Source organism: Paracoccus sp. FO-3, assembly GCF_006386455.1.
Classification (GTDB): Bacteria; Pseudomonadota; Alphaproteobacteria; order Rhodobacterales; family Rhodobacteraceae; genus Paracoccus; species Paracoccus versutus.
This window is the reverse complement of record NZ_VCBQ01000057.1, coordinates 1-22,767: the sequence shown is the minus strand read 5'-3', so window position 1 is coordinate 22,767 and position 22,767 is coordinate 1. Positions and strand designations below refer to the sequence as shown.

Below are 22,767 nucleotides of genomic sequence, written 5' to 3'. Positions count from 1 at the left end.
AGGACGCGGCGCCACGGCATCAATCCAGCGAATGCGAAACCACAGGGAGGAAACGCAATGCCAGATCTGCCATTCTCATCCGAACGCTATGGCCCGGCCGAAAGGCGCATGGCCCAGGCGCTCGTGGCCCTGGAGAACCGCATCCTGCATCCCCGGCCGGCCGAGGATTGCGATTGCCGGCAGGGGATGTTTCCCGGCCTCAGCCGGCGCGGGATGCTGCTGGGCGGCGCGCTTCTGGGCGGCGCGCTGGTCGCCCGTCCCGCCCGCGCCGAAGCCCCGCCCGGCGCCATCGAATATCCGGTGCAGCCCGATCCGACCAGGGAACAGGGCCGGGTGATCCTGGACGACGGCGGCTATGGCTCGCGGTCGCAATTCGAGAACGAGATCCGCTGGCGCTATCCGACCGCTAGCCTGGATTCCAGCTGGTCGATGACCCCGCTGGCCTCGGGCCAGGGGATCATCACCCCCTCGGGCCTGCATTTCGAACGCCACCACGGCGGCATCCCCAATATCGACCCCCAGCGCCACGCCCTGATCCTGCACGGCATGGTGGACAAGCCGCTGCGCCTGACCATGGACGACCTGAAGCGGATGCCCTCGGCCAGCCGGATCATGTTCATCGAATGTTCTGGCAACGGGCTGACGGAATGGGAAAAGCCCACGCTTAGGACCGTGCAGGGCACGCATGGGCTGACCTCGACCTCGGAATGGACCGGGGTGCGGCTTTCGACCGTGCTGGCCGAGGCGGGCGTGCAGGACGGCGCCGCCTGGATCCTGGCCGAGGGCGCGGATGCGGCGGTCATGACCCGTTCGATCCCCATCGACAAGGCGATGGACGACGCCATCCTGGCCTATGCGCAGAACGGCGAGGCGCTGCGCCCCGAGCAGGGCTATCCGCTGCGCCTGCTGCTGCCCGGCTACGAGGGCAACACCCAGATCAAGTGGCTGCGTCGGCTCGAGGTCGGCGACAAGCCCTTCATGACGCGCGAGGAGACGCTGAAATACACCGACCTGCTGCCCGACGGCACCGCCCGGCAGTTCACCCTGACCATGGATGCGAAATCGGTCATCACCTTTCCCTCGGGCGCGATGCAGCTGCCGCGTCCGGGCTTTTACGAGATCACCGGCCTGGCCTGGTCGGGCCGCGGCCGGATCGCCGAGGTCGAGGTCTCGGCCGACGGCGGCAAGACCTGGGCCAAGGCCGCCCTGCAAGAGCCGGTGCTGGACAAGTGCCACACCCGCTTCCGCCTGCCCTGGGTCTGGGACGGGGCCGAGGCGGTGCTGCAAAGCCGCTGCACCGACGAGACCGGCTATCGCCAGCCGACCCTGGCCGAGCTGGTCCAGGCGCGGGGCACCAAGTCGGTCTATCACCTGAACGCGATCCAAAGCTGGCGCATTGCGCAGAATGGCGAGGTGTCCAATGTTCACGCCTAGGCAATCTCCGCTCGGCAGCGCCCTTGCGCTGGCCATGGCGCTGTTCCCGCTGGCCGGCCTGGCGCAGGACGCCGCCGCGCCCCGCAGCGTCGCGCCGCTTCCGGCCGAACTGCCCGACAGCGGCGAGCCCACGCCGCCCTCGCCCGTGGTCGCGGACGAGGCAGCCGGGACACCGGGGCTCGATGCGGATTTCGGCATCGGCCGGCCCGCGACGGCGGAAGAGATCGCCGCGATCGACATCGATGCGACGCCCGACGGCCAGGGCCTTCCCGACGGCCGGGGCAGCTATGCCGAGGGCAAGGCGCTTTACGACGAGCGTTGCGTGGCCTGCCACGGCGAGAACCTGGAGGGCATCCCCGAGACCGGCGGGCCGGCGCTGATCGGCGGCCGCGACACGCTGGCCGGCGACAAGCCCCTCAAGACGGTCGAGAGCTACCTGGCCCATGCCAGCACGCTCTACGACTACATCCACCGGGCGATGCCGATGGATGCGCCGGGTTCGCTGACGCCGGACCAGGTCTATGCGATCAGCGCCTATATCCTGGGCCGCGCCGGGATCCTGGACGAAACGGCGGTGCTGGACCGCGAAACCCTGCCGCAGGTGCGCATGCCCAATGCCGAGGGCTTCACGGCCGACCCGCGGCCCGAGCGGCTCTGACGCGGCCATGGGCGCATCGCGATGCGCCCATGGCACCACCCGGGCCGCCATGGGCCGCGTCGCGCAACCTTACGGTTGCCGCGACGCGGCCCCGGCTTGTCCACGGCCTCGGCCGTCCCAACGGTCCAATGTCCGGGCAGAAGTGCAGCCTTCCGATCATTCTGCCCGCAGCCATCTACCGCACCCCACGCGGCAGGCACAGCGCCAAGGCCGGGATTGCCGACCGTCCCGACGGTCCAATGTTCGGGCAGAAAGTGCAGCCTTTCGGTTACTCTACCCGCAGCCATTCATCGAACTCCACGCCGCGGGTAGGGCGATAGGCCGGGGATCGCCGGCTCGCTGGTTCCGCCCGACCAGCTTCCGCAGGCCCATCCCGCATCGGCGCCGTCAAGACTTCTCCAACCCCCGATCTGCCGCCCCACGCCCCCTGCCCTTTCCGCGGCCCAAAGGCACCCGCCATTGCGCGTTTCCGGGCCGTCTGGAGGCACTCAGGCAATCAGCGCGCGCCCATCTCGGCCACAATGAAATCAGCCAGTTATCAGAATGATCCGCATATGATCGAGATTTTGCGGATAACAGCAGAGGAGGCCATCCCACCTATTTCCCGCCAAGCGATGCCCCCTGCCCTGCTCCAGGGCACCTGCCGCGCCAAGCCGGATACCGCCTTGGACAGCCTGGAACTCGCCGGCCCATCCGCCCGCGACCGGGCCGCTTGGAGTCGAGCCACAGCCAGGGCCGACCTCCCCTTATTGCTACCTCTATCGGCAGGGTTTGGCAATAAGGTCGGGCCGTCATCACGCCCTGACGGTCCCGACATTTGGGCTCATCCTCGGGGTTTCGCTGCGAAACCGCTACCCGTCCAGCAGCGCCTGGATCTCGCGGACCAGGCGCTCCATCAGGTCGTCGTCCAGTTGGTCGCCCTCCAGCCTCAGGATATGCGCCTTGCCGTCCCTGCCCCAGCGGATTTCGACGCCGCCCTGGGTCCGCCGGGTCATGGCGTCGCTCCAGCCTTGCCGCGGGGCGTTGGAACGCGGGCGCCCGGCCCGGCCCAGCTCGCTGCGATTGCTCTCCAGCGATTGCAGCACCGGCTCGATCAGGGCCCATTCCTCGTCGGCGTCGCCTGGAATGCGCACGGACAGGGACTGCCGCAGCCGGGCTTCGGCACCGTTGCGCAAGGCAGTCGCCAGGCGCAGGCCGCGCCTTTCGGTCAGCGCCTCGGGAAAGCGCAGCATGTCGCCCAGTTCCTCGAAGATCAGCGCGAACGAGCGCACCTTGGAGCGCTTGGCCTTGGACCCGGTGGCGAAGAGCTTGTTCACCGCATCCTCGGTATTGGCGAAGGCGCCCTGGTTCGCGGCGATCACGGCGATGCGGCCGCGTTCGAAATGGCTCAGTTCCTCGCGGACCTCGTTCTCCTCGACCATGGCGACGAAGGCCTCGTCGGTCTCGGTGCGGGGGCGGATCAGGGCGCGGATCGTGGCGTGCTTCTCGGCCTGGGTCAGCTCGTGAAGCGCCCGCACCGCATGCAGCCGGCGATAGCCCGACAGCAGCCCGTAGCGCGGCCCCTGCCCTTCGGTCCTGTCGATCTCGAAGACCTCGATCGGCAGACGCAGCCCATGCGCGGCGATGGACAGCCGCAGCTCCTGCATGTCCTCTTCGCTCATCACCATGCGGTCGCGGATCATCGCGCCCTCGTCGATCTGCTCGATCGGCAGCTCGACGATCAGCAGCCCGCGCTCTTGCGCGTCATGCAGCCGCGCGGCATCGGCATCGGCCCTGGCGCGGGCGGCGCGGCCCTCCACGCTTTCGGCGCTGGACAGGGCGGCGCTGTCGGCGGCGACCTGGGCGATGGGGGGGGCGATGCCGCGACCCAGGGCGGGACGCTCGAAGGTTTCGCTGCGAAACTGCGCCTCGATCCGATCCAGATCGGCGCTGCTGGGGGTTTCCAGCCTTCTGCGCTTAGCCATGCGCCTGCTCCTTCGCCTGTGCGGCCTCTTCGGCCTTCTGCATCTGAAGATCGCGCCACCAGGTGCCCAGGATCAACTCCTTCACCTCGGCCCAGGTGCGGTCGAATGTCTCGCGGCCGCGGACATAGGTCTCGCGGTTGAACTCGCGGTAATCGGCCTCGTAGATGCCGTTCACCTGTTCCCCGGCCTGGCCGACCATGGCGGTCAGCTCCTGGCGATAGGTGGTCATGAAATCGCCGAAATAGGCCTGGATGACGTTCGCGAGGTCGGTCTGCTGCGCCGCGTCGAAGCGGGTGATGATGGCCCGCACCGCGTCCCATTCAAAGCGCATCTCGGGCAGACCGTCGCGGCGGCGGGCGGCGTTCTCGCCTTCCTCGACGCTGGCGAAGGTCGAATAGAGCATGTCGAAGAAGCGCCCGGTCGAATCGAATTCCAGGAACGAGGCGCCCAGCGGCACCAGCAGGATGTCGGCCGCAGCCAGCGCGTTGATGGTCAGGTAGCCAAGCGCCGGCGGGGTATCGAGGATGATGATGTCATAGCTGTCCAGGATGCCGTCGTTGGCCAGCGCATTGCCAAGCGCATCCCACAGCGGCCAGCCGCGCAGGCCCATGCGCCAGACCGGCACCTGGAACTCGGCCCAGTAGAGGTTCAGCTGGGCGCCGAGCAGGTCGATGTTGGGCCAATGCGTCTTCTGGATCAGGTCCGGGGCCGAGAGGGTCAGCGCCTCGGTCAGGGTCTCGTCGAAGGGCAGGGGGCTTTGGCCCGCCGCCTCGCGCACCCGGTTCTCGTCCTGGAGCGCCAGGGCGTAGTCCTTGGCCAGCAGGGGGAAGGCGGTGGACCATTCGTCGGCCACCTTGCCGCCCATGATCGAGGTCATGCTGCCCTGGCTGTCCAGGTCGATCACCAGCACCTTGTAGCCGTCGAGCGCCGCCGACATGGCCAGATGCGCGGCGGTCGAGGTCTTGCCGACGCCGCCCTTGAAATTGGCCACGGCGATGGTCTTGGCCGGCAGGCCCTCGGGGCGCCAGGGGCGGTATTCCCGGCCGGCCGCGCCCTCGGTCGCGAAATGGTCGCGCAGGCGCAGCACGTCGTCGAGGCTGAACCATTTCGAATTGCCCTCGCCCTGGCCCTGCGGCAGGTCGGGGTTCTTGAGCAGCACGCGGCGGAAATGCGCCGGGGCCACCGGGATCAGATAGCGGCAGACCTCCCAGGTGGAAAAGCGGCGCAGGCGCTTGCGACCGTCGGGGGCATAGCCGCGCTCGGCCAGATCCTGGCGGCCCTTGGCGGCGAAGGCGGCGGCTTTCGCGAATCGGGCGGTGTCGATAGGCTCCGACAGACGCTCGGCCGCCCTGGCCGGGCTGATGTTGAAATAGGGGGGAAGGGGGTCTTTGCCTGAAGACATGCCGCTACCTCTGCGATGTGCTGCTTCGTTGGATGTTTTGGCGAAACTATTACACATCCTTCCGCGCAAGTGAATCGTTCTGCGAGGTTTCGCAGCGAAATTCCCCCAAAATCAGGAAAAGCAGCAGCGTAAAGTTTGGATTCCTTTCAGGTCTTTAAAATCTTTAGGGGAAAGAAACCGACGTTATTTCATAAGGATAGACCCGTTCCGGCACCCGTTTACAGGTTCATAGGCACCTGTTTGCGGGACGAAGGGTGCCCGATTCCGGGGGGTGGGGCACCGATTCGCGGGAATGGGGGTTTCCGCCTGCGGGATCGGCCCGAAGGTGCGGTTTTCGGCCCTTTTTCGCCCCGGAGCGTGACTCCTGCGCCCCGTAAACGGGTGCCTTTCCGGGCCGGGCGCGGCAAAGGCACCCATCTGCGGGATGGGATTTCCCGGATCATGGGAACCCGGATGGCGGTTGTGGCGAGGTACCTGATCGGGCATAATCGGCGCAACGACAAGAAGGGCAGGGCGATGGGGGATATTCCTCGCGACCAGCTTTCGGGCGCGCTGCGCCGGGGGGCGGTCAAGAAGCACGTGGCGGCGATCCATGTCTCGGGCAAGCTGACGCTGCTGCAGCGCAAGCTGTCGAACGTGCTGCTGCTCAATGCCTATGACACGCTGATCAGCCGCGCGCGCCACCAGATCGACGCGCGCACGCTGTGCCTGATGATCGGCTACAACAGCAACGACATGGACACGCTGAAGCAGTCGCTGCGCGGCCTGGCCGAGACGGTCGCCGAATGGGACATGCTGGACGAAAAGGGCCAGCAGGAATGGGGGGTCAGCAGCCTCTTGAGCTATGCCAAGCTGAAGGGCGGGATCTGCGAATACGCCTATTCCCCGGCCCTGGCGGAAAAGTTGCACGATCCCAAGGTCTTTGCGCTGATCAACCTGAACATCCAGCGCCGCTTCACCAGCGGGCACGCGCTGGCGCTTTACGAGAACTGCTATCGCTTCGTCAGGACCGGCTCGACCGGCTGGTGGCCCTTGGACCTGTTCCGGCGGCTGATGGGGGTCGAGGGCTCGGCCTATTACGAGACCTTCAAGCACCTGAACGCCAAGGTCATCAAGCCCGCCGTGGACGAGGTGAACCGCACCAGCAACATCCTGGTGACGCCCGAGACGCGCAAGCAGGGCAGGGTGGTGACGGAGATCCGCTTTCGCATCAAGGAAAATCCGCAGCTGGCGATCCTGGACATGGACGACGGCGAGGGGATGCGGCACGGCGCGGTCTATGCCCGGCTGCGCGGCCTGGGGGTCAGCGACCGGCTGGCGCGGCAATGGCTTTCGGCGCATGGCGAAGAGCAGGTGCTGGAAAAGCTGGATTATGTCGAGACGCGCAAGAACGTCAAAAGCAAGCTCGGCTACCTGACCGCGGCGCTGGAGGGGAATTTCGGCGCCGCGGCCGAGCGGGCAGGGGATGCGGCCCCGAACCCGCGGGCCGAGCGGCTGCGCCGCATCCTGGACGCGGTGAAGGCCCGCACGCCCACCCAGCGCGATGCCGACAAGCGGCTGTTCCTGGCGCAGCTGTCCGATGCGCGCATGCGCGAGGATTTCGAAAAGCACGCCTGGATGTCGCCGCTGAACGCCATCCGCATCGCCGCCTTCTGGGAAGAGATGTCCCCCGGCCTGCTGGACGGGTTGGAAGAGGTCTGAGGGTGCGCGCCTAGTTCGGCAGGGCCTTGTCGCGGTCCTGCGGCTGCCCGTCTTCCGCTGCCCGTTTCAGCCCGGCCAGCATGGCGGCGGCATGGGCGGCATAGGGGCCGATCCAGCGGTCCCGCAACGCCTGGATCGGCAGCGCGTCGAGGTGGTTCCACCTTTCGCGGCCGCGGCGCTCGACCACGACCAGCCCGGCCGCCTCCAGCACCCGCAGGTGCTGCATGACCGTGCAGCGGTCCAGTTGCGGCAGCGCATCGCACAGCCCGCCGGTGGTCTGGGGGCCCGCCTTGAGCCGGTCGAGCAATTGCCGCCGCACCCGGTGCCCCAGCGCCTTGAACAGCGCGTCGTCCTGATCTTCGGTTGACATGTTATGTTTCTATAACATTATGGGATGCGGGGCAAGGAGGGCAGAACAAGGAGGATCGTCGCATGGAACTGAAATTCACCGTCAGCGGCCGGATCGCCAAGCCGGTCGGCGAGGTGTTCGAGGCCGTGGTGAACCCCGGCAGCCTGTCGAAATTCTTCACCACCGGCGGCGCCAAAGGGCGGCTGGAGGCCGGGGCCGAGGTAAGCTGGGACTTCCACGATTTCCCCGGCGCCTTTCCGGTGCTGGTGCAGGAGGTGGTGCCCGACGAGCGCATCGTCCTGCAATGGGAGGCCGAGGGCGAGCCGCGCGTCTGGACCACCGTGACCATGACTTTTCACCCGCTGGAGGACGGGCGCACGCTGGTGCGGATCAGCGAATACGGCTGGCCCGAGACCGAGGCCGGGCTGAAGGGCTGCCTGGGCAATTGCGAGGGCTGGACCGGGATGCTTTGCGCGATGAAGGCCTGGCTGGAACACGGCATCACCCTGCGCGAAGGCTTCTACAAATAGGCCGGGTGGCGGGTCTTTCCGCCACCACCGCCGCCGCCTAGCCTTGCCGGCGGTCCATCAGGCCGGCGCGGTGCAGCCTGCGGTAGAAGGTCGAGCGATCGACCCCGGCCAGCCGCGCTGCCGCCGACAGGTTGCCGCGGCATTGCCTGAGGCATTCCAGCAGCTCATGTTCCGATTGCCGGTCCGGCTGCCCCGCGGCGGCGGCGATATGGGCGGGCAGGTCGTCCGGCTGGACCGGGCGGCCCTCGCACAGGGCTGCGCAGAGTTCGCAGACGTTGATGATTTCCCGCACGTTGCCCGGCCAGTCATGGGCCAGCAGCCGCTGCCTGGCGGCGGGCGTGAAGCCGATCCTTTCCTCGGTCGCGGCGGCGATGCGGTCGATCAGCCATTCCAGGTCGGCGCGGGCGCGCACCGGGGGCACGTCCAGCACCAGCCCGTTCAGGCGATAGAAGAGATCCTGGCGGAAGCTGCCCTCGGCCACCTGCGCCGCCAGGTCGCGATGCGAGGCCGAGATGACGCGGATGTCCACCGGCTCGACGCGGGTTCCGCCGACGGGCAGCACCTCGTGCTCGGCCAGCACGCGCAGCAGCCGGCCCTGCAGGGGCAGGGACATGTCGCCGATCTCGTCCAGGAAAAGCGTGCCGCCGTTCGCCTGGTGGATCAGGCCCTTCTTGCCGCGCGCATGGGCGCCGGTGAAGGCGTTCGGGACATAGCCGAACAGTTCGGATTCGATCAGCGCCTCGGGCAGGGCGGCGCAGTTGATGGCCACGAAGGGGCCGCGCCGGCGCGAGGACTGGTGCATCGCGCGGGCGATGAATTCCTTGCCGGTCCCGGTCTCGCCGCGCAGGATCACGCTGATCTTGCGGTCCACCACCTTGGCGGCGCGCTCGGCCAGGCGCTGCATGGCGGGGTCGCCGCCGTGAATGGCAAGCAGCGGCGCGGGCAGGGCGGCCGCGCCGGCGGGGCTGCGCGGCGGCGCGGTGGGCGGCACGGCGCGGGCGAAGAGGATGCCGCCCGACTGCATCTCCAGCACGCCCTCGACCGGGGCCAGGGCCGCGGACAGCACCGGCAGATCCTCGAATTCATGGGCGAAGACCTCGCTGAAGGGGCGGCCGATCAGATCGCGGTTCACCAACTCATGCGCGTTATGGGTCATGCCGGTGATGCGGCCGTCCGCGCCGACCGCCACCGCCGCCATCGGGTCCACGTCCAGAAATTCGGGCGAGGGATGCAGCCGCAGGATCCAGTCCGAGCGGTGGTTGCAGACCAGGTTCGCCATCTCGATGCGGCGGGCGCAGGATTTCATCACCTCCAGCGTCAGCGCCTGGCTGATCTTGTCCTGCGGCGCGTGCAGGTGCGACAGGTCCAGCACGCCCATCAGGTTGCCCTGGGTGTCGTGGATCGGGACCGCCGTGCAGGACAGCGGCGTCAGCGTCACGTCGAAATGATCGCTGCGATGCACGGTGATCGCCCGGCCCGAGGCCAGGCAGGCGCCGACGCCGTTGGTGCCGACGTCGCGCTCGTGCCATTCCGAGCCGGTGATCAGCCCGGCATGGCGCAATTCGCGGTCCAGCTGCGCGTCGCCGATGGCGTCCACGGTCACGCCGCGCGCATTGGCCAGCAGCAGCACATAGCCCATCGAGTTGACCCGGCGATACAGATCCTCCATCCCGTGCCGGGCCGTGCGCAGCAGTTCCTCGGATTCCTGGCGGTGCTGGCGCAGCTCGCCCTGGGTGACGATGCGCGGTCCCAGGTGCCGGGTCGGGTCAAGCCGGTGTTCGTTCACGCAGCGCCGCCAGGACGCCAGAACATCCGCGTCGCGGCGCGAGGATTGCCCTTCGGCCGCGCGAAAGATTTCAAGGACATGCGTCCCCGTGTCCTGCATACCTCCCATCGGCTCCTCCCAAAGCCCGGCGCGACGATAGCACGGCTTGGCCGCGCCGGGTGGAAAACTTTGCCGCGGCGGCAGGACTCAGCGCGACAGGTCGATCAGGATCTTCAGCTGGGTGCCGGCGGGGTCCAGGAGCGCCTCGAACCCCTGGGCCACGGCCTGGTCCAGCGCGATGCGCCGGGTCACAACCCGCTTGGCCGGGATGGCGCCCGAGGCGATCAGCTCGATGGTGCGCGGCCAGCCATGGGTCGGATAGCACCACGAGCCGCGGATCTCGGCATCCTTGAAGGTCAGCTGGAAGAAATCCACGCTGCCCTTGCCGGGATGCAGCCCGGTCTGCACGATCACCCCCTGCTTGCGCACCGCGTCGAGGCAGGATTGCAGCGCGCGGTCGTTGCCGACGCATTCCAGCGCCACGTCGCAGCCGATGCCGTCCTGCGTGCCGGCGCGCACCCGCTCGCCCACATCCTCGCGCGCCGGGTTGATGGCGACGACGCCGGGCACCACCTCGGCGGCGAGCGCCAGCCGCGTGTCGTTCACATCCGACACGAACAGCCGCGTCGCGCCGAAGGCCCGCGCGGTCAGCAGCGCCAGGATGCCGATGGGGCCGGCGCCCGTGACCAGCACCGAGTTCCCCGCCGTGATCCGGCCGCGGTCGCAGGCATAGACGCAGACGGCGGTCGGCTCGACCAGCGCGGCCTCTTCGTCGGTCATGCCGTCGGGGATCTTCTCGACATTGTAGTCGTTGAGCAGCGCCATCTCGGCCATGCCGCCCGAGACCCAGGACAGCCCGACCAGCGCCAGGCTGCCCGAAAGGTTGTGCCAGCCCCGGTCGGCGAAATATTCGCCGCCGCGCGGCATGATCAGCGGCTGCACTGCCACCCGGTCGCCGGGCGCGACCTTGGTCACGCCCTCGCCCACCGCCACGACCTCGCCGCCGAACTCGTGGCCCAGCACCTGCGGGCCATGGGCGCCGGAATAGGGATGCGGCTCGGTCGGGATGAAGATCGGGCCCGAGGCATATTCATGCAGGTCGGTGCCGCAGATGCCGACATAGCGGTTTCGGATCAGCACCTGGCCGGGGCCGGGCCGGGGCGGTTCGGGAATATCCTCGATCCGCAGATCCTTGGCGGCGTGGAAACGCAATGCTTTCATGGGGATGCCTCACAATTCGTCATAGGCGGCCAGCGCCTTGGCGGCATAGACCGTGCCCGGCCCGCCGGACATCTCGATGGCGATGGCCAGAACCTCGACGAACTCGTCGCGGCTGGCGCCATGGGACTTGGCCTCGGCGGTGTGGAAGATGATGCAATCCTCGCAGCCGCGCCCGACGGCGACGGCAAGGGCGATCATCTCCTTCATCGCCGGGCCGAGCTTGCCCTCGCGGTTCGCGGCGGCCATCAGGCCGCGGAATGCGGACATGGTCTTGCCGTCGGCCTTGTAGAGCGCGGCGGCGCGGGCGTTCATCTCGGCCAGTTTCTGTTTCGCGCTCATAGCAGCACCATGCCGCCGTCGACGACCAGGCTTTGCCCGGTCATGTAGTCCGACCCGGCCGAGGCGAGGAAGATCGAGACGCCCGCCAGATCCTCGGGGCGCGAGGGGCGGCCCAGCAGGATGTCGGCGGAAAAGCCCTCGAATGCCTCGTTGTCGCGTTGGGTCAGCCCCTCGTCCTTGAAGCCCTTGTCGATCAGCTTCCACATGTCGGTGGCGACCACGCCGGGGCAGATGGCGTTGACGCAGATGCCGTGCTTGCCGAAGGCGCGGGCGGCGGCCTGGGTCAGCGCCACCACGGCGAACTTGCTGGCCGAGTAATGCGCCAGCGGCTCGTAGCCCTGCTTGCCGGCGATCGAGGCGGTGTTGACGATCTTGCCGCCGCCGCCCTGGGCGATGAACTGCCGTGCCGCCTCCTGGATGCCGATCAGCACGCCCATGGCGTTCACGTCCATGACGCGGTGCCAGTCCGCTTCGGTGATGTCGTTGAACGGCTTGACCTGCGCGATGCCGGCATTGTTGAACATGGCGTCCAGCCGGCCATGTTCGGCGACGGTGCGGGCGATCAGCTCGCGCGTGCTGGCGCGGTCGGTCACATCGACGGCAAGGCCGATGGCCTGCCCGCCCGCGGCGCGGATCTCGGCGGCGGTGGCCTGGGCGGTATCGGCGGCGATGTCGGCGATCACCACGCGGGCGCCGGCCTGCGCCAGCCCCTCGGCGATCGAGCGGCCGATGCCGCGCCCCGAGCCGGTGACGATGATGCTGCGGCCCTCGACGGAATTGCTCATGTCTTTCCTCCCATTGCAAAGGGCCGCCCCGGATGCGGGGCGGCCGCCGGTTCAGGCGATGAAGTCGCGGATCAGGCGGTTCACCTCGGCCGATTGCTCCATCTGGACCATGTGGCCCGCATCGGGGATCACGCTGACCTGGGCGCCGGGCAGCGCGGCGGCATGGGCGGCGGGGATGACGGCATCGGCCTCGCCCCAGATCACCTGCGCGGCCACGCCCGAGGCGGCCAGCGCCCCGGCGACCTGCTCGGCCTGGCGGCCCTGGCGGAACAGGTTCCCCGACAGCTCGGCCAGGAAGTCCGGCACGCCGTCCAGGCGCTTGTATTTCAGCAGGTCCTCGACCATGGCGCGGCTGACCAGGGACTGGTCGTTGAACAGATGCGCCAGCACCGGCTTGAGATCGCGCCGCCCGGTCGCCTGGACGAAGCCGTCGATGTAACCGGCATTGATCTCGGCGCCCAGGCCGGCCGGACAGATCAGCGTGACCGAGGCCGCGCGGTCGGGATGCCGCGCCGCCAGCGTGCCGGCGACCAGCCCGCCCATGGAATGGCCGGCCAGATGCGCCCGGCCGATGCCCAGGTGGTCCATGAAGGCGACGACGGTCGACACCATCAGGTCGAGCCCTGCCGGTTGCGCCGATTTCACCGACTGGCCGTGGCCGGGCAGGTCCAGGGCATAGACGGGCGCGGTTTCCGCCAGCGCGTCGATGTTGAAGAGCCAGTTGTCCAGGTCGCCGCCGAAGCCGTGGATCAGGATCAGGGGCACGCCCTCGCCCGGCCGCTCGGCATAGCGGATGCGGCCCATGGGCAGGTCGGCGAACTGGTAGCCGGGGCCTTCCTCGCCCTCGTCGCCGCCGGCCGAGGGGGTCTGGTAGGCGGCGACATAGGCGTCGATCTGATCCTCGGGGACCGAGGGCGGCGCCATCACCGCCAGCAGCGCGCGCACCGGATAGGTCTCGCCCTCGACGCCGACGCGGCGGCGCAGGAGACCGCCGTCGGCGGCCTCGACCACATTGGCGATCTTGTCGGTCTCGACATCCATGATCTCGTCGCCGGGGCTGATCTCGGCGCCCTCGGCCACATGCCAGGCGGCCAGCTTGCCCTCTTTCATCGACAGGCCCCATTTCGGCATCAGGATCGGGGTGATATCCGCCATGTCAGTTCTCCATCGTCTTGCGGACGGCCGCGGCGATGCGCTCGGCCGAGGGCACGTAGCTGTCCTCGAGCGAGGGCGAGAAGGGCACCGGCGCATGCGGCGGCGTCACCATCTGCACGGCGGCCTTGAGCGCGTCGAAGGCGTCCTGCGCCACGGTGGCGGCGATGTCGGCGGCGATCGAGCAGCGCGGGTTCGCCTCGTCCACGCAGACCAGCCGGCCGGTCGCCTCGACGCTTTCCAGCACCGTGTCCATGTCGATGGGCGACAGCGTGCGCAGGTCGATCACCTCGACCTCCACGCCGTCCTTCTTCAGCAGCTCGGCGGCCTCCAGCGAGCGGCCGACCATCTGGCCATAGGTGACGATGGTGGCGTCGCCGCCCTCGCGGACGATGTTCGCCTCGCCGAAGGGGATGGCATAGGGTTCCTCGGGCACATCCGCCGTGCTGGCGTAGAGGTTCTTGTGTTCGAGGAAGATCACCGGGTCGTTGTCCCGGATCGCCTGGATCAGCAGCCCCTTGCAGTCATAGGCGTTCGAGGGGCAGACGACCTTGAGGCCGGGGATATGCGTGAACAGCGGCGTCAGCATCTGGCTGTGCTGGGCGGCGGCGCGGAAACCGGCGCCGCACATGGCCCGGATCACCACCGGCGTTTCCGCCTTGCCGCCGAACATGTAGCGGAACTTCGCCGCCTGGTTGAAGACCTGGTCCAGGCAGACGCCGATGAAATCGACGAACATCAGTTCCGCCACCGGCCGCAGCCCCGCCGTCGCCGCGCCGATGGCGGCGCCGACATAGGCGCTTTCCGACAGCGGCGTGTCGATCATCTGGTTCGGATGCTTGGCGTAAAGCCCCTTGGAGACGCCCAGGACGCCGCCCCAGGCGTCGTCCTCGCCCTGCGCGCCGGCGCCGCCGACGATGTCCTCGCCCATCATGATGACGGTGGGGTCGCGGGTCATCTCCTGATCCAGCGCCTCGTTCACCGCGTCCTTCATGCTGATGATGCGTGCCATGTTCCGTCCCTCCCTCAATAGCTCACATAGACGTCGGCGGTCAGTTTCGCGGCCTCGGGCAGCGGCGCGGCGATGGCCTCGGCCACGGCCTCGTCGATCAGCGCCGCCACCTCGGCGTCGATGGCGTCCAGCTCGGCGTCCGAGATCACCCCGGCTTCCGTCACCTTCTGGCGAAACAGCGTCAGGCAGTCGTTGTGGGCGCGGTTGTATTCGTTCTCGCCCGGCGCCTTGTAGGTCTGGGCGTCGCCTTCGAAATGGCCGAAGAAGCGCACGTTCTTGCATTCCAGCAGCGTCGGGCCGGCGCCTTCGCGGGCGCGGCGGATGACTTCGCCCGCGGCTTCGTGGACGGCGAAGAAGTCGAGGCCGTCGACGGTGATCCCCGGCATGCCGAAGCCCGTCGCCCGGTCGACGTAGCTGTCCGAGGCGGTGGCGTAATCGACCGAGGTCGATTCGGCATAGCCGTTGTTTTCCACCACGAAGATCACCGGCAGGTTCCAGATCGCGGCCAGGTTCATGCTTTCCAGCACCGTGCCCTGGTTCGAGGCGCCGTCGCCGAAGAAGGTGATGCCGACGCCGTCATGGCCCAGCTTCTGCGCTGCCAGCGCCGCGCCGCAGACCAGGGGCGCGCCGGCGCCAAGGATGCCGTTCGCGCCCATCATCCCCAGCGACAGGTCGGCGATATGCATCGAGCCGCCCTTGCCGGCGCAGCAGCCGGTGGCCTTGCCATAGATCTCGGCCATCATCGCCTTGACGTCGACGCCCTTGGCGATGCAATGGCCGTGGCCGCGATGGGTCGAGGCGATGCGGTCGCGGTCGTGCAGATGCATCATGATGCCCACCGCCGTCGCCTCTTCGCCGGCATAGAGGTGGACGAAACCGGGGATCTCGCCGCGGGCGAAATCGACATGCAGCCGCTCTTCGAAATCGCGGATGGTGCGCATCTTGCGATAAGCGTCGAGCAGCCGTTCCTTGGGCAGCGGAAACGGATTGGACATGAACTCCTCCCTTATGGTTCAGTCTGGGTTGCGGATGAACAGCCCGGCCGCGGCCGCATGGGCCATGCAGGCGGGCACGTCGATGGTGCGGAAGGCGTCGGGCACCAGCCGCACCGAGACCTGGTCGCTTTCGGTGAAGGTCAGCTCGCGTTCGCCGTCGAAGGCCAGCGAACCGGCGGGGATCGAGGGCACATGCGCCTGGCCCGGCGCCATGCGCGCGACCCCAGCGATGCCCAGCCGGTCGATCAGGCCGGGCGCGATGGGGGCAAGCAGCTGGCGCGGCGCGTCGGGCGACAGGCGGATATGGCGGCCCTCGGGCGCGGCGCGGTCCACCGGGTCGCAGAGCCCGGCGATGGCGGACATGCCGATGGCCTGCGGCAGGCCGAAGGTCACGAAGAGGTCGCGAAAGCCCGCGGTCTTCCAGATGGCGCGGGCGCCGACGAAACGATCCTCGACCACGGCGACGTCCACCAGCGCGATCTCGCGCCGGTCGTTCAGCGTGACCTCCAGCCATTTGTTCGGGCGCAGCGCCACGTCCGGGGGCACCTGTCCGGTCGCGGCCAGCCCGACGGCCAGGCCGGTGATCGTCGGCTCGCGCAGTTCCGGGAAGGCGTTGTTGGTCCCGGTCGAGACGCCGGCCACCGGCACCTTGCCGCAGGCGCCCACGACGACGCGGTTGGTGCCGTCGCCACCCAGCACCACGATGGCCGCGACGCCTTCGGCCGCCATCATCCGGGCGGCGCGGGCGCTGTCCTCGGGCGTGGCGGTGACGGGCATGTCCAGGTAGCGCAGCTGCGGGAAATTGGCGTGGCCCAGCCGCGCCTCGCGCCGGATGCTGCGTTCCAGGTGAAAGCGGATGCCGCCGTTTTCCGGCATCACCACCACCTCCTGCACCCCGGACGCCGCCAGCCCCGCCATCATGCGCAGCACGATATTGGCGCGGTCGTTGATGGGCAGGTTGCCCGCGTGCGAAATCACCCTGCGAATGTCGCGGGCCGAAATCGGATTGGCGATGATGCCGACCTTGACCATGTCCCTTCCTCCCGACCATCATGCAAGCAACGGCGGTGCCAGGTTCGGGAACGGGAATTGCCGGGGTTTTTGGGGCGCAGGTGTCGCAGGGGCTGCAACACCTGTCGCAGGACGCAAGCAAGGGGGTGGGGGCCGTGCAACGGCAGGAGCAGCGCCAGATCAGGGGCCTGTCGCTGAGCCAGCAGATGCGGCTGTCGCTGGAGGTGCTGCGCATGGACGGCGCCAGGCTGCGCCGGCGCCTGCGCCATGAGGCGGCGGCCAACCCCTTCCTTGCCCTTTCGGCGGCGGCCGAGCCTGCGGCGGTCGTCTCGGTGCGGCAGGCGCTGCTGGATCAGGTCGGGCTGATGCGCCTGCGCCCGGACGAGGCGCGCATCGCCCGCGCCCTGGTGCATTGCCTGGACGAGCGCGGCTGGATCGCCGACCCCCTGCCCGAGGTCGCGGGCTGGCTGTGCTGCAGCGCCGAGGCGATCGAGGCGCTGTTGCCGCGGCTGCAGGGGCTCGACCCGCCCGGCGTCTTTGCCCGCTCGCTTGCCGAGCATCTGCGGCTGGGGCTTGAGGCCCGCGGCCGCTTCGACCCGATGATCGCGACGCTGCTGGACCGGCTGGACCTGGCGGCGGCTGCGGATCTTGCCGCCATCGCCGCGCATTGCGGCTGCGACCTGGAGGACGCGGCGGGGATGCTGGAGGATCTGCGCCGGCTGGCCCCCTGTCCGCTGTCCGACGACCCGGCGCCGGCGCCGCCCGAGCTGGAGCTGACGCCCGAGGGCGCGCTGCGCTGGAGCGCGCCGACCGGGCTGGCGCTGCGCGATGGGGCGGGGGACGGCGCGGGTGATGGGGCGGATCGCGGCGCCGCGCAGGCGCTGGTCGCGGCGGTCGAGGGCCGGGCGGGCACGCTGTGGCGCATCGGCCTGGTCCTGGCCGAGGTGCAGGGGCCATGGCTGCTGGGCCGGGGGCGGCTGCGGCCGCTGACGATGACCGCGCTTGCCGAAAGGCTGGGGCTGGACAAAAGCACCGTCAGCCGCGCGGTTGCCGGGGTGGCGATCCGGGCGCCGCGCGGGACCGTGCCCTTGCGCGATCTGCTGCCCGCGCCGGTCAGCCCGCGCCTGCCGGGCGTGGACCGCGAAAGCGTCCTGCGCCTCCTGGCGGCGCTGATCGAGAACTGGCCCAGGGCCGAGCCGCTTTCGGATGCAAGGCTGGCCGCGGCGCTGGCGCGGCGCGGCATGCCGCTGGCGCGCCGCACCGTCGGCAAATACCGCGCCATCCTGGGCAAGCCGCGTCCCTAGCGGGCGGCCGCGTTTCCCGGCGGCGGCATCGTGCCGATGCCGCAAGGCCCTGTCCGGGCGAGGGAAATCTGTCGGATCGGGGCAGGCCCGCCCGTGCCGCAGCGTTGGCCCGGCAAGGCGCCTTGCAATTCAGACTTTTTCAATCAACAATTCACCGCGCCGGACCCGTGGCCGCGCCCGCAATTTCCAGCAACGCACCCAGGCAGGAGAAGATGTCGCCCCACAGAGAGTTTCGCCCCCGGATGGAGACCCGCATCCACGGGCTGCGAACCCTGGCGCCGCTGTCCTTCCGCCGCTTTTGCGGCGCGATCGCGGATGTCTGGTCGGTCCGGGGCGAGGCGGGCGGCGGCGGGTTCTACATCGCGCCGGATCCGCGCATCGTGATCTTCCTGGGCGAGGCGCCGCCGCCGCTGGCGCTGCGCACCGGCGCGGACCAGGCCGAGCATCGCGGCATCCAGGCGCTGTATGTCCCGGCCGGCGTCCCGCTGTGGAGCCGCATCGAGGCCGGGCATGAAAAGATGCATCTGGACTTCCACCTGGAAGGCGGCGCCTTGCAGCAGCGGCTGGCGGCCTCGAACATCCGGCCGGACCTGTCCATGCCGCGGCTGATCGGGCAGGGCGACAGCCTGACCCATCTGGGCCAGCTGGCCGCCGACGAGGTCCGCGCCCCGCGCCGGGGCGACATGCTGATCGACGCGCTGCTTTCGGCCACGCTGGGCGAGATCTTCGCCACCGATGCCGAGGCCCGGCCATCCGCCCCGGCCAGCGGCGGGCTTTCCGCGCGCCGGCTGGCCGCCCTGGAGCGCCACCTGCACCAGAACCTGAACCGGCATGTCACCGTGGCCGAGATGGCCAGGATCGCCGGGCTTTCGGAAAGCCGGTTCTTCCACGCCTTCAAGCAATCGCGCAACGAGACGCCGCAACGCTGGCAGGCCGGCCTGCGGCTGAAGGCGGCCTGCGACATGATGCGCGACCCGGCCCTGTCGCTGGCCGACATCGCCTATGCGACCGGGTTCGCCGACCAGGCGCATCTGTCGCGCGCCTTCCGCGCCGTCCACGGCATGCCGCCTTCGGTCTGGCGCCGCGCCGGATTGCAGGATTCCTGAACAAATCGCAGCGGTCTCGTTCAAGACAGCCGGGAAATACCCGAGTTAATAGCTCGGAAACTTTCGCGGACAGAACAGGTCAAGATGAACAAAGCCCAACCGCTCCTTCTCGGCGCCAGCGTCCTTGCCGTCGCGGCGACCAGCGCCTTTGCCCAGGACCAGCAGGATCCCCGCCAGACCTTCATGGGGGCGATCGTGCTGGATACCGTCACGATCGAGGGGTTCGAAAACCCCAGCGCGCCCCTGGAGGGCACGGTCGCGCATTCATCGGCCACGACCAAGACCGGCCGGCCGATCCTAGAGACGCAATCCTCGGTCTCGGTCGTGCCCCGCGCCCAGATCGAAGAGCAGGGCGCGACGAACCTGGCCGAGGCGCTGAGCTATTCCGCCGGCGTCGTGACCGAGAACTACGGCGGCGATCCGCGTTTCGACAGCCTGTTCCTGCGCGGCTTCAACCTGGAGAACGACAAGTTCCTGGACGGGTTGCGGCTGATGCGCTCGACCCAGTTCCCGACCAGCGCCCCGGCGTTCGAGCTTTACGGGCTGGAGCGGGTCGAGGTGCTGCGCGGCCCGGCCTCGGTGCTTTATGGGGCCGGCACGCCGGCGGGCCTGGTCAACATGGTGCAAAAGCGCGCCCAGGCCGATGGCGATTTCACCGAGCTGGGGTTCAGCCTGGACAGCAAGGGCTCGGCCTCGGCTTTCGGCGATGCGAACCGGGTGGTCGACGACCGCTTCGCCTATCGCATCACCGCCAAGGGCGGCAATGACAAGACCGATGTCGAGGAAATCGACAACAAGCGCGCCTATCTGGGCCTGTCGGCCAGCTTTGCGCTGAGCGAGGCGACCGAGTTGGAACTGATGGCCAGCTATCACGACGACGCGCCGATCTCGCCCACGGGCGTGCCGAACGAACTGGTCGGCCTGGTCGATGCCAAGGATCTGCGCGAGTTCTATTTCGGCGACGATTCGGTCAATTTCAGCGACCGCAAGATGGCCACGCTCGGCTTTGGCTTGACGCATGATTTCGGCAATGGCTGGCGGCTGAACAACACCTTCCGCTATACCGATTTCGACTGGGATTACGACGGCATCTACCTGAACCCGCTGGTCGGCGGCACCCTGGTCGGACGCGGCGTCATCAACCAGCGGGAAAGCTTCCGCACCATCGCCACCGACCTGCGGCTGGCGGGCCGCGTCACCTCGGGCGCGATGACGCATGACCTGACCTTCGGCGTCGATGCGCAGAAGCTGAAGGAGCGCGCCTATACCGGCTTTTCCACCGTTTCCCCCATCGACTATGTCGCGCCGTCCTATGGCAGCGTCACCGTGGAGGCGCCCTGGTATACGGCGAACAAATCCGTCGATGCGCGGCAGATCGGCATCTATGCGCTGGACGAGATCGAATATGGCAACTGGCGCGCGACCGCCGGGCTGCGCCATGAATGGACCCGGCAAAGCGGCCAGAGCGCGACGAATTACGGCACCACCGACTATGCCCGCGACGACCAGCAGCTGACCGGCCATCTGGGACTGGGCTATCTTTGGGACAACGGCGTTTCGGTCTATGCCGCCTATTCGACCTCGTATCTGCCGCAGCCCGGCTTCGACATCGACAACAACCCGCTGAAGCCGACCCATGGCAAGCAGGTCGAACTTGGCGCCAAATACGAACCCACCGCCTTCGACGGGCTGTTCACCGCGGCGCTTTACGACCTGCGCGAGACCGACCGCAACACCACCGTCACCGAGGAGATCGGCGGGCGGCCGATCACCGGCACCCGCCAGATCGGCGAGGCGCGCATCCGCGGGCTGGAACTGGAGGGCGTGGCCGAACTGGCCGAGGGCTGGTCGCTGAAGGGCGCCTACACCTATGCCTCGACCGAGATTTCGGGCGACAACGATGGCAACGAGCTGGCGAACACCCCGCGCCATGCCGCCAGCCTGTGGCTGTCGCACGAATTCCAATCCGGCGCGATGCAGGGGTTGCAACTGGGCGGCGGTATCCGCCATATCGGCTCTCGCTGGTCCTCGGACGCGAATACGCAGCGGCTCGAGGCGGTGACGCTGGTGGACCTGGGCGCAAGCTACGAATGGGAAAACGGCATCGTCGGCCGGCTGAACATCAACAACGTGACGGACGAGACCTATATTTCGGCCGTCGGGCTGAACTCCAGCTATTATGGCGACGGACGAACCGTGCAGGCAAGCTTGACGCGTAAATGGTGACACTGTCCGGCAAGGGATTGACGCGACGCGCCCTTCTGGCTGCCGCCTGTGCGGCGGCCGGCGGGGCGCTGCCGGCTTTCGCGGCGCAGGGGATGCGGCTGGCGGCGGTGGACTGGGCCATGGCCGAGACGGCGATGGCGCTGGGCCATGCGCCCGTCGCCCTGGCGGAGCTGATCGCCTTTCGCGACGCCGCGGTGGCGCAGCCGCCGCGCGCGACCGTGGACCTGGGCCTGCGCGGGGCGCCCAATCTGGAGGCGCTGAGCCTTGTCGCGCCCGACCTGATCCTGTCCTCGAGCTATTACAGCGCCATCGAGCCGCGGCTGGCGCGCATCGCGCCGGTCTTTACCCGCGCGCTTTACGTCCCCGGCGAGCCGGCCTTTCCCAAGGTGATGGCGCTGCTGGGGGATCTGGCCGGGCGGCTGGGCGACGCCGCTGCCGGGACGCGGGTCCAGGCTGCCGCCGCGGCCGAGTTCGCCATGCTGGCCGGCCGCGCGGCGCCCCATGCCGGGCGCGCCTGCCTGCTGTTCGAGCTGGGCGATTCCCGCCATATCCGCATCTTCGGCACCGACAGCCTGTTCGGCGGCGCGCTGGAGGCGATGGGGATGCGCAATGCCTGGGCCGGGGGCACCCGCTTTGCCTTTGCCGCGCCCATCCCGCTGGAGCGGCTGGCCGAATATCCCGAGGCCCGGCTGGTGGTGGCCGGTGCGATACCGGTCCAGGTCGAACGCGCGCTGCGCTCGGCGGCGCTGTGGAACAGCCTGCCGCCGGTCAGGGCGGGGCGGGTGCATCGCCTGCCGGAACTGCGGCCCTTTGCCGGCATCCCCTCGGCCCTGCGCTTCGGCCACGAGCTTGTCGCCGCGCTGGAGGGCCGGGGATGAATCGCATGATCCTTGTCGGGGGCGCGGTGGCGGCGCTGGCGCTTTGGACGATTGCCGCGCTGTCGGCCCTGCCGCTGGCCGAATGGCCGGCCTTGCCCTGGCGGATTGACGGGATGTCGGTCGGGCAGATCCTGCTGGCCTATGGGCTGATGCCGCGCGGGGTGCTGGCGCTGCTGGCCGGCGCGGCGCTGGGGCTGGCGGGGGCGCTGATGCAGGCGGTGCTGCGCAACCCGCTGGCCGATCCGACGACGCTGGGCACCGCCTCGGGCGCGCAGCTGGCCATCGTCGCGGCCACGATCCATGCGCCCGGCTGGCTGGCCGGGGGCAACCTGCCGGTGGCGCTGGCGGGGGCGGGGGCCGCGACCTTCCTGGTCATGGCGCTGGGCGCGCGGCGGGGGTTCGCCCCGGTGACGGTGACGATCGCGGGGATGCTGGTGGGGCTGATGGCCTCGGCCCTGGCGACGGCGATGACGCTGGCGCAGGGGCATTACCTGCTGTCGCTGGTGATGTGGAACGGCGGGGCGCTGGCGCAGGTGGACTGGTCGGGCAGCCGGAACATGGCGCTGGCGCTGGTGCCGGCGCTGGCCGCCGCCGCGGCGCTGGCCCGGCCGCTGATGGTGATGTCGCTGGGCCCCGAGGGCGCGCATGGGCTGGGCCTGCGGCTGGCGCCGCTGCGCTTTGCCACCCTGCTGCTGGCGGTCGCGCTGTCGGCCATGGTCTCGGCCCAGGTCGGGCTGGTGGGCTTCGTCGGCCTGGCCGCCCCCGCCATCGTGCGCAGCCTGGGCGCGCGGACGCTGCTGCAGCGGCTGATGCTGGCGCCGCTGGCGGGGGCGCTGGTGCTGTCGCTGGCCGACGGGCTGCTGCTGGCGCTGGCG

General features: G+C 69.1%; 20 protein-coding genes. 9 read left to right on the top strand and 11 right to left on the bottom strand.

Annotated features, from left to right (window positions below; genetic code table 11):
- Nucleotides 1–57 precede the first annotated feature (57 nt).
- Together soxC and FE811_RS16040 are read left to right on the top strand one after the other, a co-directional pair.
- Complete coding sequence (gene soxC / locus FE811_RS16045; RefSeq protein WP_255469751.1) at nucleotides 58–1,434, top strand: sulfite dehydrogenase; 1,377 nt, start codon at nucleotides 58–60, stop codon at nucleotides 1,432–1,434.
- Nucleotides 1,421–2,092 carry a c-type cytochrome gene (locus tag FE811_RS16040; RefSeq protein ID WP_181180879.1) on the top strand — a complete coding sequence of 224 codons (672 nt, stop codon included), beginning with the start codon at nucleotides 1,421–1,423 and terminating at the stop codon, nucleotides 2,090–2,092. The genes soxC and FE811_RS16040 overlap by 14 nt, the downstream gene beginning before the upstream one ends.
- Before the next feature lie 851 nt (nucleotides 2,093–2,943).
- On the opposite strand, the gene FE811_RS16035 is transcribed toward FE811_RS16040, so the two are convergent.
- Complete coding sequence (locus FE811_RS16035) at nucleotides 2,944–4,056, bottom strand: ParB N-terminal domain-containing protein (RefSeq protein WP_140848123.1); 1,113 nt, start codon at nucleotides 4,054–4,056, stop codon at nucleotides 2,944–2,946.
- On the bottom strand, nucleotides 4,049–5,458 hold the full coding sequence (locus FE811_RS16030) for an AAA family ATPase (protein ID WP_036750470.1): 1,410 nt from the start codon (nucleotides 5,456–5,458) through the stop codon (nucleotides 4,049–4,051). The genes FE811_RS16035 and FE811_RS16030 overlap by 8 nt, the downstream gene beginning before the upstream one ends.
- 516 nt (nucleotides 5,459–5,974) lie before the next feature.
- On the opposite strand from FE811_RS16030, the gene FE811_RS16025 reads away from it, so the two are divergent.
- Nucleotides 5,975–7,159 (top strand): replication initiation protein, encoded by a 1,185-nt coding sequence (locus FE811_RS16025; RefSeq protein WP_140848121.1) that lies wholly within the window; start codon nucleotides 5,975–5,977, stop codon nucleotides 7,157–7,159.
- Between the two features lie 10 nt (nucleotides 7,160–7,169).
- Here the strand turns inward: FE811_RS16025 and FE811_RS16020 are convergent, their stop codons facing one another.
- A complete protein-coding gene (locus tag FE811_RS16020; RefSeq protein WP_140848119.1) occupies nucleotides 7,170–7,529 on the bottom strand; it encodes a helix-turn-helix transcriptional regulator in 360 nt (119 codons plus the stop codon).
- A gap of 62 nt (nucleotides 7,530–7,591) precedes the next feature.
- Between FE811_RS16020 and FE811_RS16015 the strand changes: the two genes are divergently transcribed.
- Entirely contained in the window at nucleotides 7,592–8,038 is a 447-nt protein-coding gene (locus FE811_RS16015; protein ID WP_036750478.1) for an SRPBCC family protein, read from the top strand.
- Nucleotides 8,039–8,075: 37 nt separating this feature from the next.
- On the opposite strand, the gene FE811_RS16010 is transcribed toward FE811_RS16015, so the two are convergent.
- The 8 genes from FE811_RS16010 to FE811_RS15975 all read right to left on the bottom strand — a co-directional run bounded on the left by FE811_RS16010 (nucleotide 8,076) and on the right by FE811_RS15975 (nucleotide 16,399).
- Complete coding sequence (locus FE811_RS16010) at nucleotides 8,076–9,932, bottom strand: sigma-54-dependent Fis family transcriptional regulator (RefSeq protein ID WP_140848117.1); 1,857 nt, start codon at nucleotides 9,930–9,932, stop codon at nucleotides 8,076–8,078.
- A gap of 78 nt (nucleotides 9,933–10,010) precedes the next feature.
- The gene (locus tag FE811_RS16005) at nucleotides 10,011–11,084 is read right to left on the bottom strand and encodes a 2,3-butanediol dehydrogenase (RefSeq protein WP_036750484.1); all 1,074 of its coding nucleotides are present in this window, start codon (nucleotides 11,082–11,084) and stop codon (nucleotides 10,011–10,013) included.
- 9 nt (nucleotides 11,085–11,093) lie between these two features.
- A complete protein-coding gene (locus FE811_RS16000; RefSeq protein ID WP_036750486.1) occupies nucleotides 11,094–11,423 on the bottom strand; it encodes a carboxymuconolactone decarboxylase family protein in 330 nt (109 codons plus the stop codon).
- Entirely contained in the window at nucleotides 11,420–12,208 is a 789-nt protein-coding gene (locus FE811_RS15995) for an SDR family NAD(P)-dependent oxidoreductase (RefSeq protein ID WP_140848115.1), read from the bottom strand. The genes FE811_RS16000 and FE811_RS15995 overlap by 4 nt, the downstream gene beginning before the upstream one ends.
- 51 nt (nucleotides 12,209–12,259) lie before the next feature.
- Complete coding sequence (locus FE811_RS15990) at nucleotides 12,260–13,363, bottom strand: acetoin dehydrogenase dihydrolipoyllysine-residue acetyltransferase subunit (RefSeq protein ID WP_140848113.1); 1,104 nt, start codon at nucleotides 13,361–13,363, stop codon at nucleotides 12,260–12,262.
- A 1-nt stretch (nucleotide 13,364) separates the two neighbouring features.
- Entirely contained in the window at nucleotides 13,365–14,372 is a 1,008-nt protein-coding gene (locus tag FE811_RS15985; protein WP_114537387.1) for an alpha-ketoacid dehydrogenase subunit beta, read from the bottom strand.
- Nucleotides 14,373–14,386: 14 nt separating this feature from the next.
- Nucleotides 14,387–15,367 carry a thiamine pyrophosphate-dependent dehydrogenase E1 component subunit alpha gene (locus FE811_RS15980; protein WP_036750496.1) on the bottom strand — a complete coding sequence of 327 codons (981 nt, stop codon included), beginning with the start codon at nucleotides 15,365–15,367 and terminating at the stop codon, nucleotides 14,387–14,389.
- Nucleotides 15,368–15,385: 18 nt separating this feature from the next.
- On the bottom strand, nucleotides 15,386–16,399 hold the full coding sequence (locus FE811_RS15975; protein ID WP_140848112.1) for an ATP-NAD kinase family protein: 1,014 nt from the start codon (nucleotides 16,397–16,399) through the stop codon (nucleotides 15,386–15,388).
- A 134-nt stretch (nucleotides 16,400–16,533) separates the two neighbouring features.
- Here FE811_RS15975 and FE811_RS15970 point away from each other — a divergent pair, with 134 nt between their 5' ends.
- The 5 genes from FE811_RS15970 to FE811_RS15950 all read left to right on the top strand — a co-directional run.
- On the top strand, nucleotides 16,534–17,682 hold the full coding sequence (locus FE811_RS15970; protein ID WP_255469750.1) for an RNA polymerase subunit sigma-54: 1,149 nt from the start codon (nucleotides 16,534–16,536) through the stop codon (nucleotides 17,680–17,682).
- A 212-nt stretch (nucleotides 17,683–17,894) separates the two neighbouring features.
- Nucleotides 17,895–18,788, top strand: a complete 894-nt coding sequence (locus FE811_RS15965) for an AraC family transcriptional regulator (protein ID WP_072461820.1) — start codon at nucleotides 17,895–17,897, stop codon at nucleotides 18,786–18,788.
- A gap of 84 nt (nucleotides 18,789–18,872) precedes the next feature.
- On the top strand, nucleotides 18,873–21,014 hold the full coding sequence (locus tag FE811_RS15960) for a TonB-dependent siderophore receptor (protein ID WP_140848109.1): 2,142 nt from the start codon (nucleotides 18,873–18,875) through the stop codon (nucleotides 21,012–21,014).
- Complete coding sequence (locus FE811_RS15955) at nucleotides 21,008–21,892, top strand: ABC transporter substrate-binding protein (protein ID WP_140848107.1); 885 nt, start codon at nucleotides 21,008–21,010, stop codon at nucleotides 21,890–21,892. The genes FE811_RS15960 and FE811_RS15955 overlap by 7 nt, the downstream gene beginning before the upstream one ends.
- A partial coding sequence (locus FE811_RS15950) for an iron chelate uptake ABC transporter family permease subunit (RefSeq protein WP_140848106.1) occupies nucleotides 21,889–22,767 on the top strand: 879 nt, incomplete at its 3' end. The genes FE811_RS15955 and FE811_RS15950, both read left to right, overlap by 4 nt.

Bases quoted from the DNA above. Each gene is read 5' to 3' on its own strand.
- soxC (WP_255469751.1), top strand. From the start codon at position 58: ATGCCAGATCTGCCATTCTCATCCGAACGCTATGGCCCGGCCGAAAGG.
- FE811_RS16040 (WP_181180879.1), top strand. From the start codon at position 1,421: ATGTTCACGCCTAGGCAATCTCCGCTCGGCAGCGCCCTTGCGCTGGCC.
- FE811_RS16035 (WP_140848123.1), bottom strand. From the start codon at position 4,056: ATGGCTAAGCGCAGAAGGCTGGAAACCCCCAGCAGCGCCGATCTGGAT.
- FE811_RS16030 (WP_036750470.1), bottom strand. From the start codon at position 5,458: ATGTCTTCAGGCAAAGACCCCCTTCCCCCCTATTTCAACATCAGCCCG.
- FE811_RS16025 (WP_140848121.1), top strand. From the start codon at position 5,975: ATGGGGGATATTCCTCGCGACCAGCTTTCGGGCGCGCTGCGCCGGGGG.
- FE811_RS16020 (WP_140848119.1), bottom strand. From the start codon at position 7,529: ATGTCAACCGAAGATCAGGACGACGCGCTGTTCAAGGCGCTGGGGCAC.
- FE811_RS16015 (WP_036750478.1), top strand. From the start codon at position 7,592: ATGGAACTGAAATTCACCGTCAGCGGCCGGATCGCCAAGCCGGTCGGC.
- FE811_RS16010 (WP_140848117.1), bottom strand. From the start codon at position 9,932: ATGGGAGGTATGCAGGACACGGGGACGCATGTCCTTGAAATCTTTCGC.
- FE811_RS16005 (WP_036750484.1), bottom strand. From the start codon at position 11,084: ATGAAAGCATTGCGTTTCCACGCCGCCAAGGATCTGCGGATCGAGGAT.
- FE811_RS16000 (WP_036750486.1), bottom strand. From the start codon at position 11,423: ATGAGCGCGAAACAGAAACTGGCCGAGATGAACGCCCGCGCCGCCGCG.
- FE811_RS15995 (WP_140848115.1), bottom strand. From the start codon at position 12,208: ATGAGCAATTCCGTCGAGGGCCGCAGCATCATCGTCACCGGCTCGGGG.
- FE811_RS15990 (WP_140848113.1), bottom strand. From the start codon at position 13,363: ATGGCGGATATCACCCCGATCCTGATGCCGAAATGGGGCCTGTCGATG.
- FE811_RS15985 (WP_114537387.1), bottom strand. From the start codon at position 14,372: ATGGCACGCATCATCAGCATGAAGGACGCGGTGAACGAGGCGCTGGAT.
- FE811_RS15980 (WP_036750496.1), bottom strand. From the start codon at position 15,367: ATGTCCAATCCGTTTCCGCTGCCCAAGGAACGGCTGCTCGACGCTTAT.
- FE811_RS15975 (WP_140848112.1), bottom strand. From the start codon at position 16,399: ATGGTCAAGGTCGGCATCATCGCCAATCCGATTTCGGCCCGCGACATT.
- FE811_RS15965 (WP_072461820.1), top strand. From the start codon at position 17,895: ATGTCGCCCCACAGAGAGTTTCGCCCCCGGATGGAGACCCGCATCCAC.
- FE811_RS15960 (WP_140848109.1), top strand. From the start codon at position 18,873: ATGAACAAAGCCCAACCGCTCCTTCTCGGCGCCAGCGTCCTTGCCGTC.
- FE811_RS15955 (WP_140848107.1), top strand. From the start codon at position 21,008: ATGGTGACACTGTCCGGCAAGGGATTGACGCGACGCGCCCTTCTGGCT.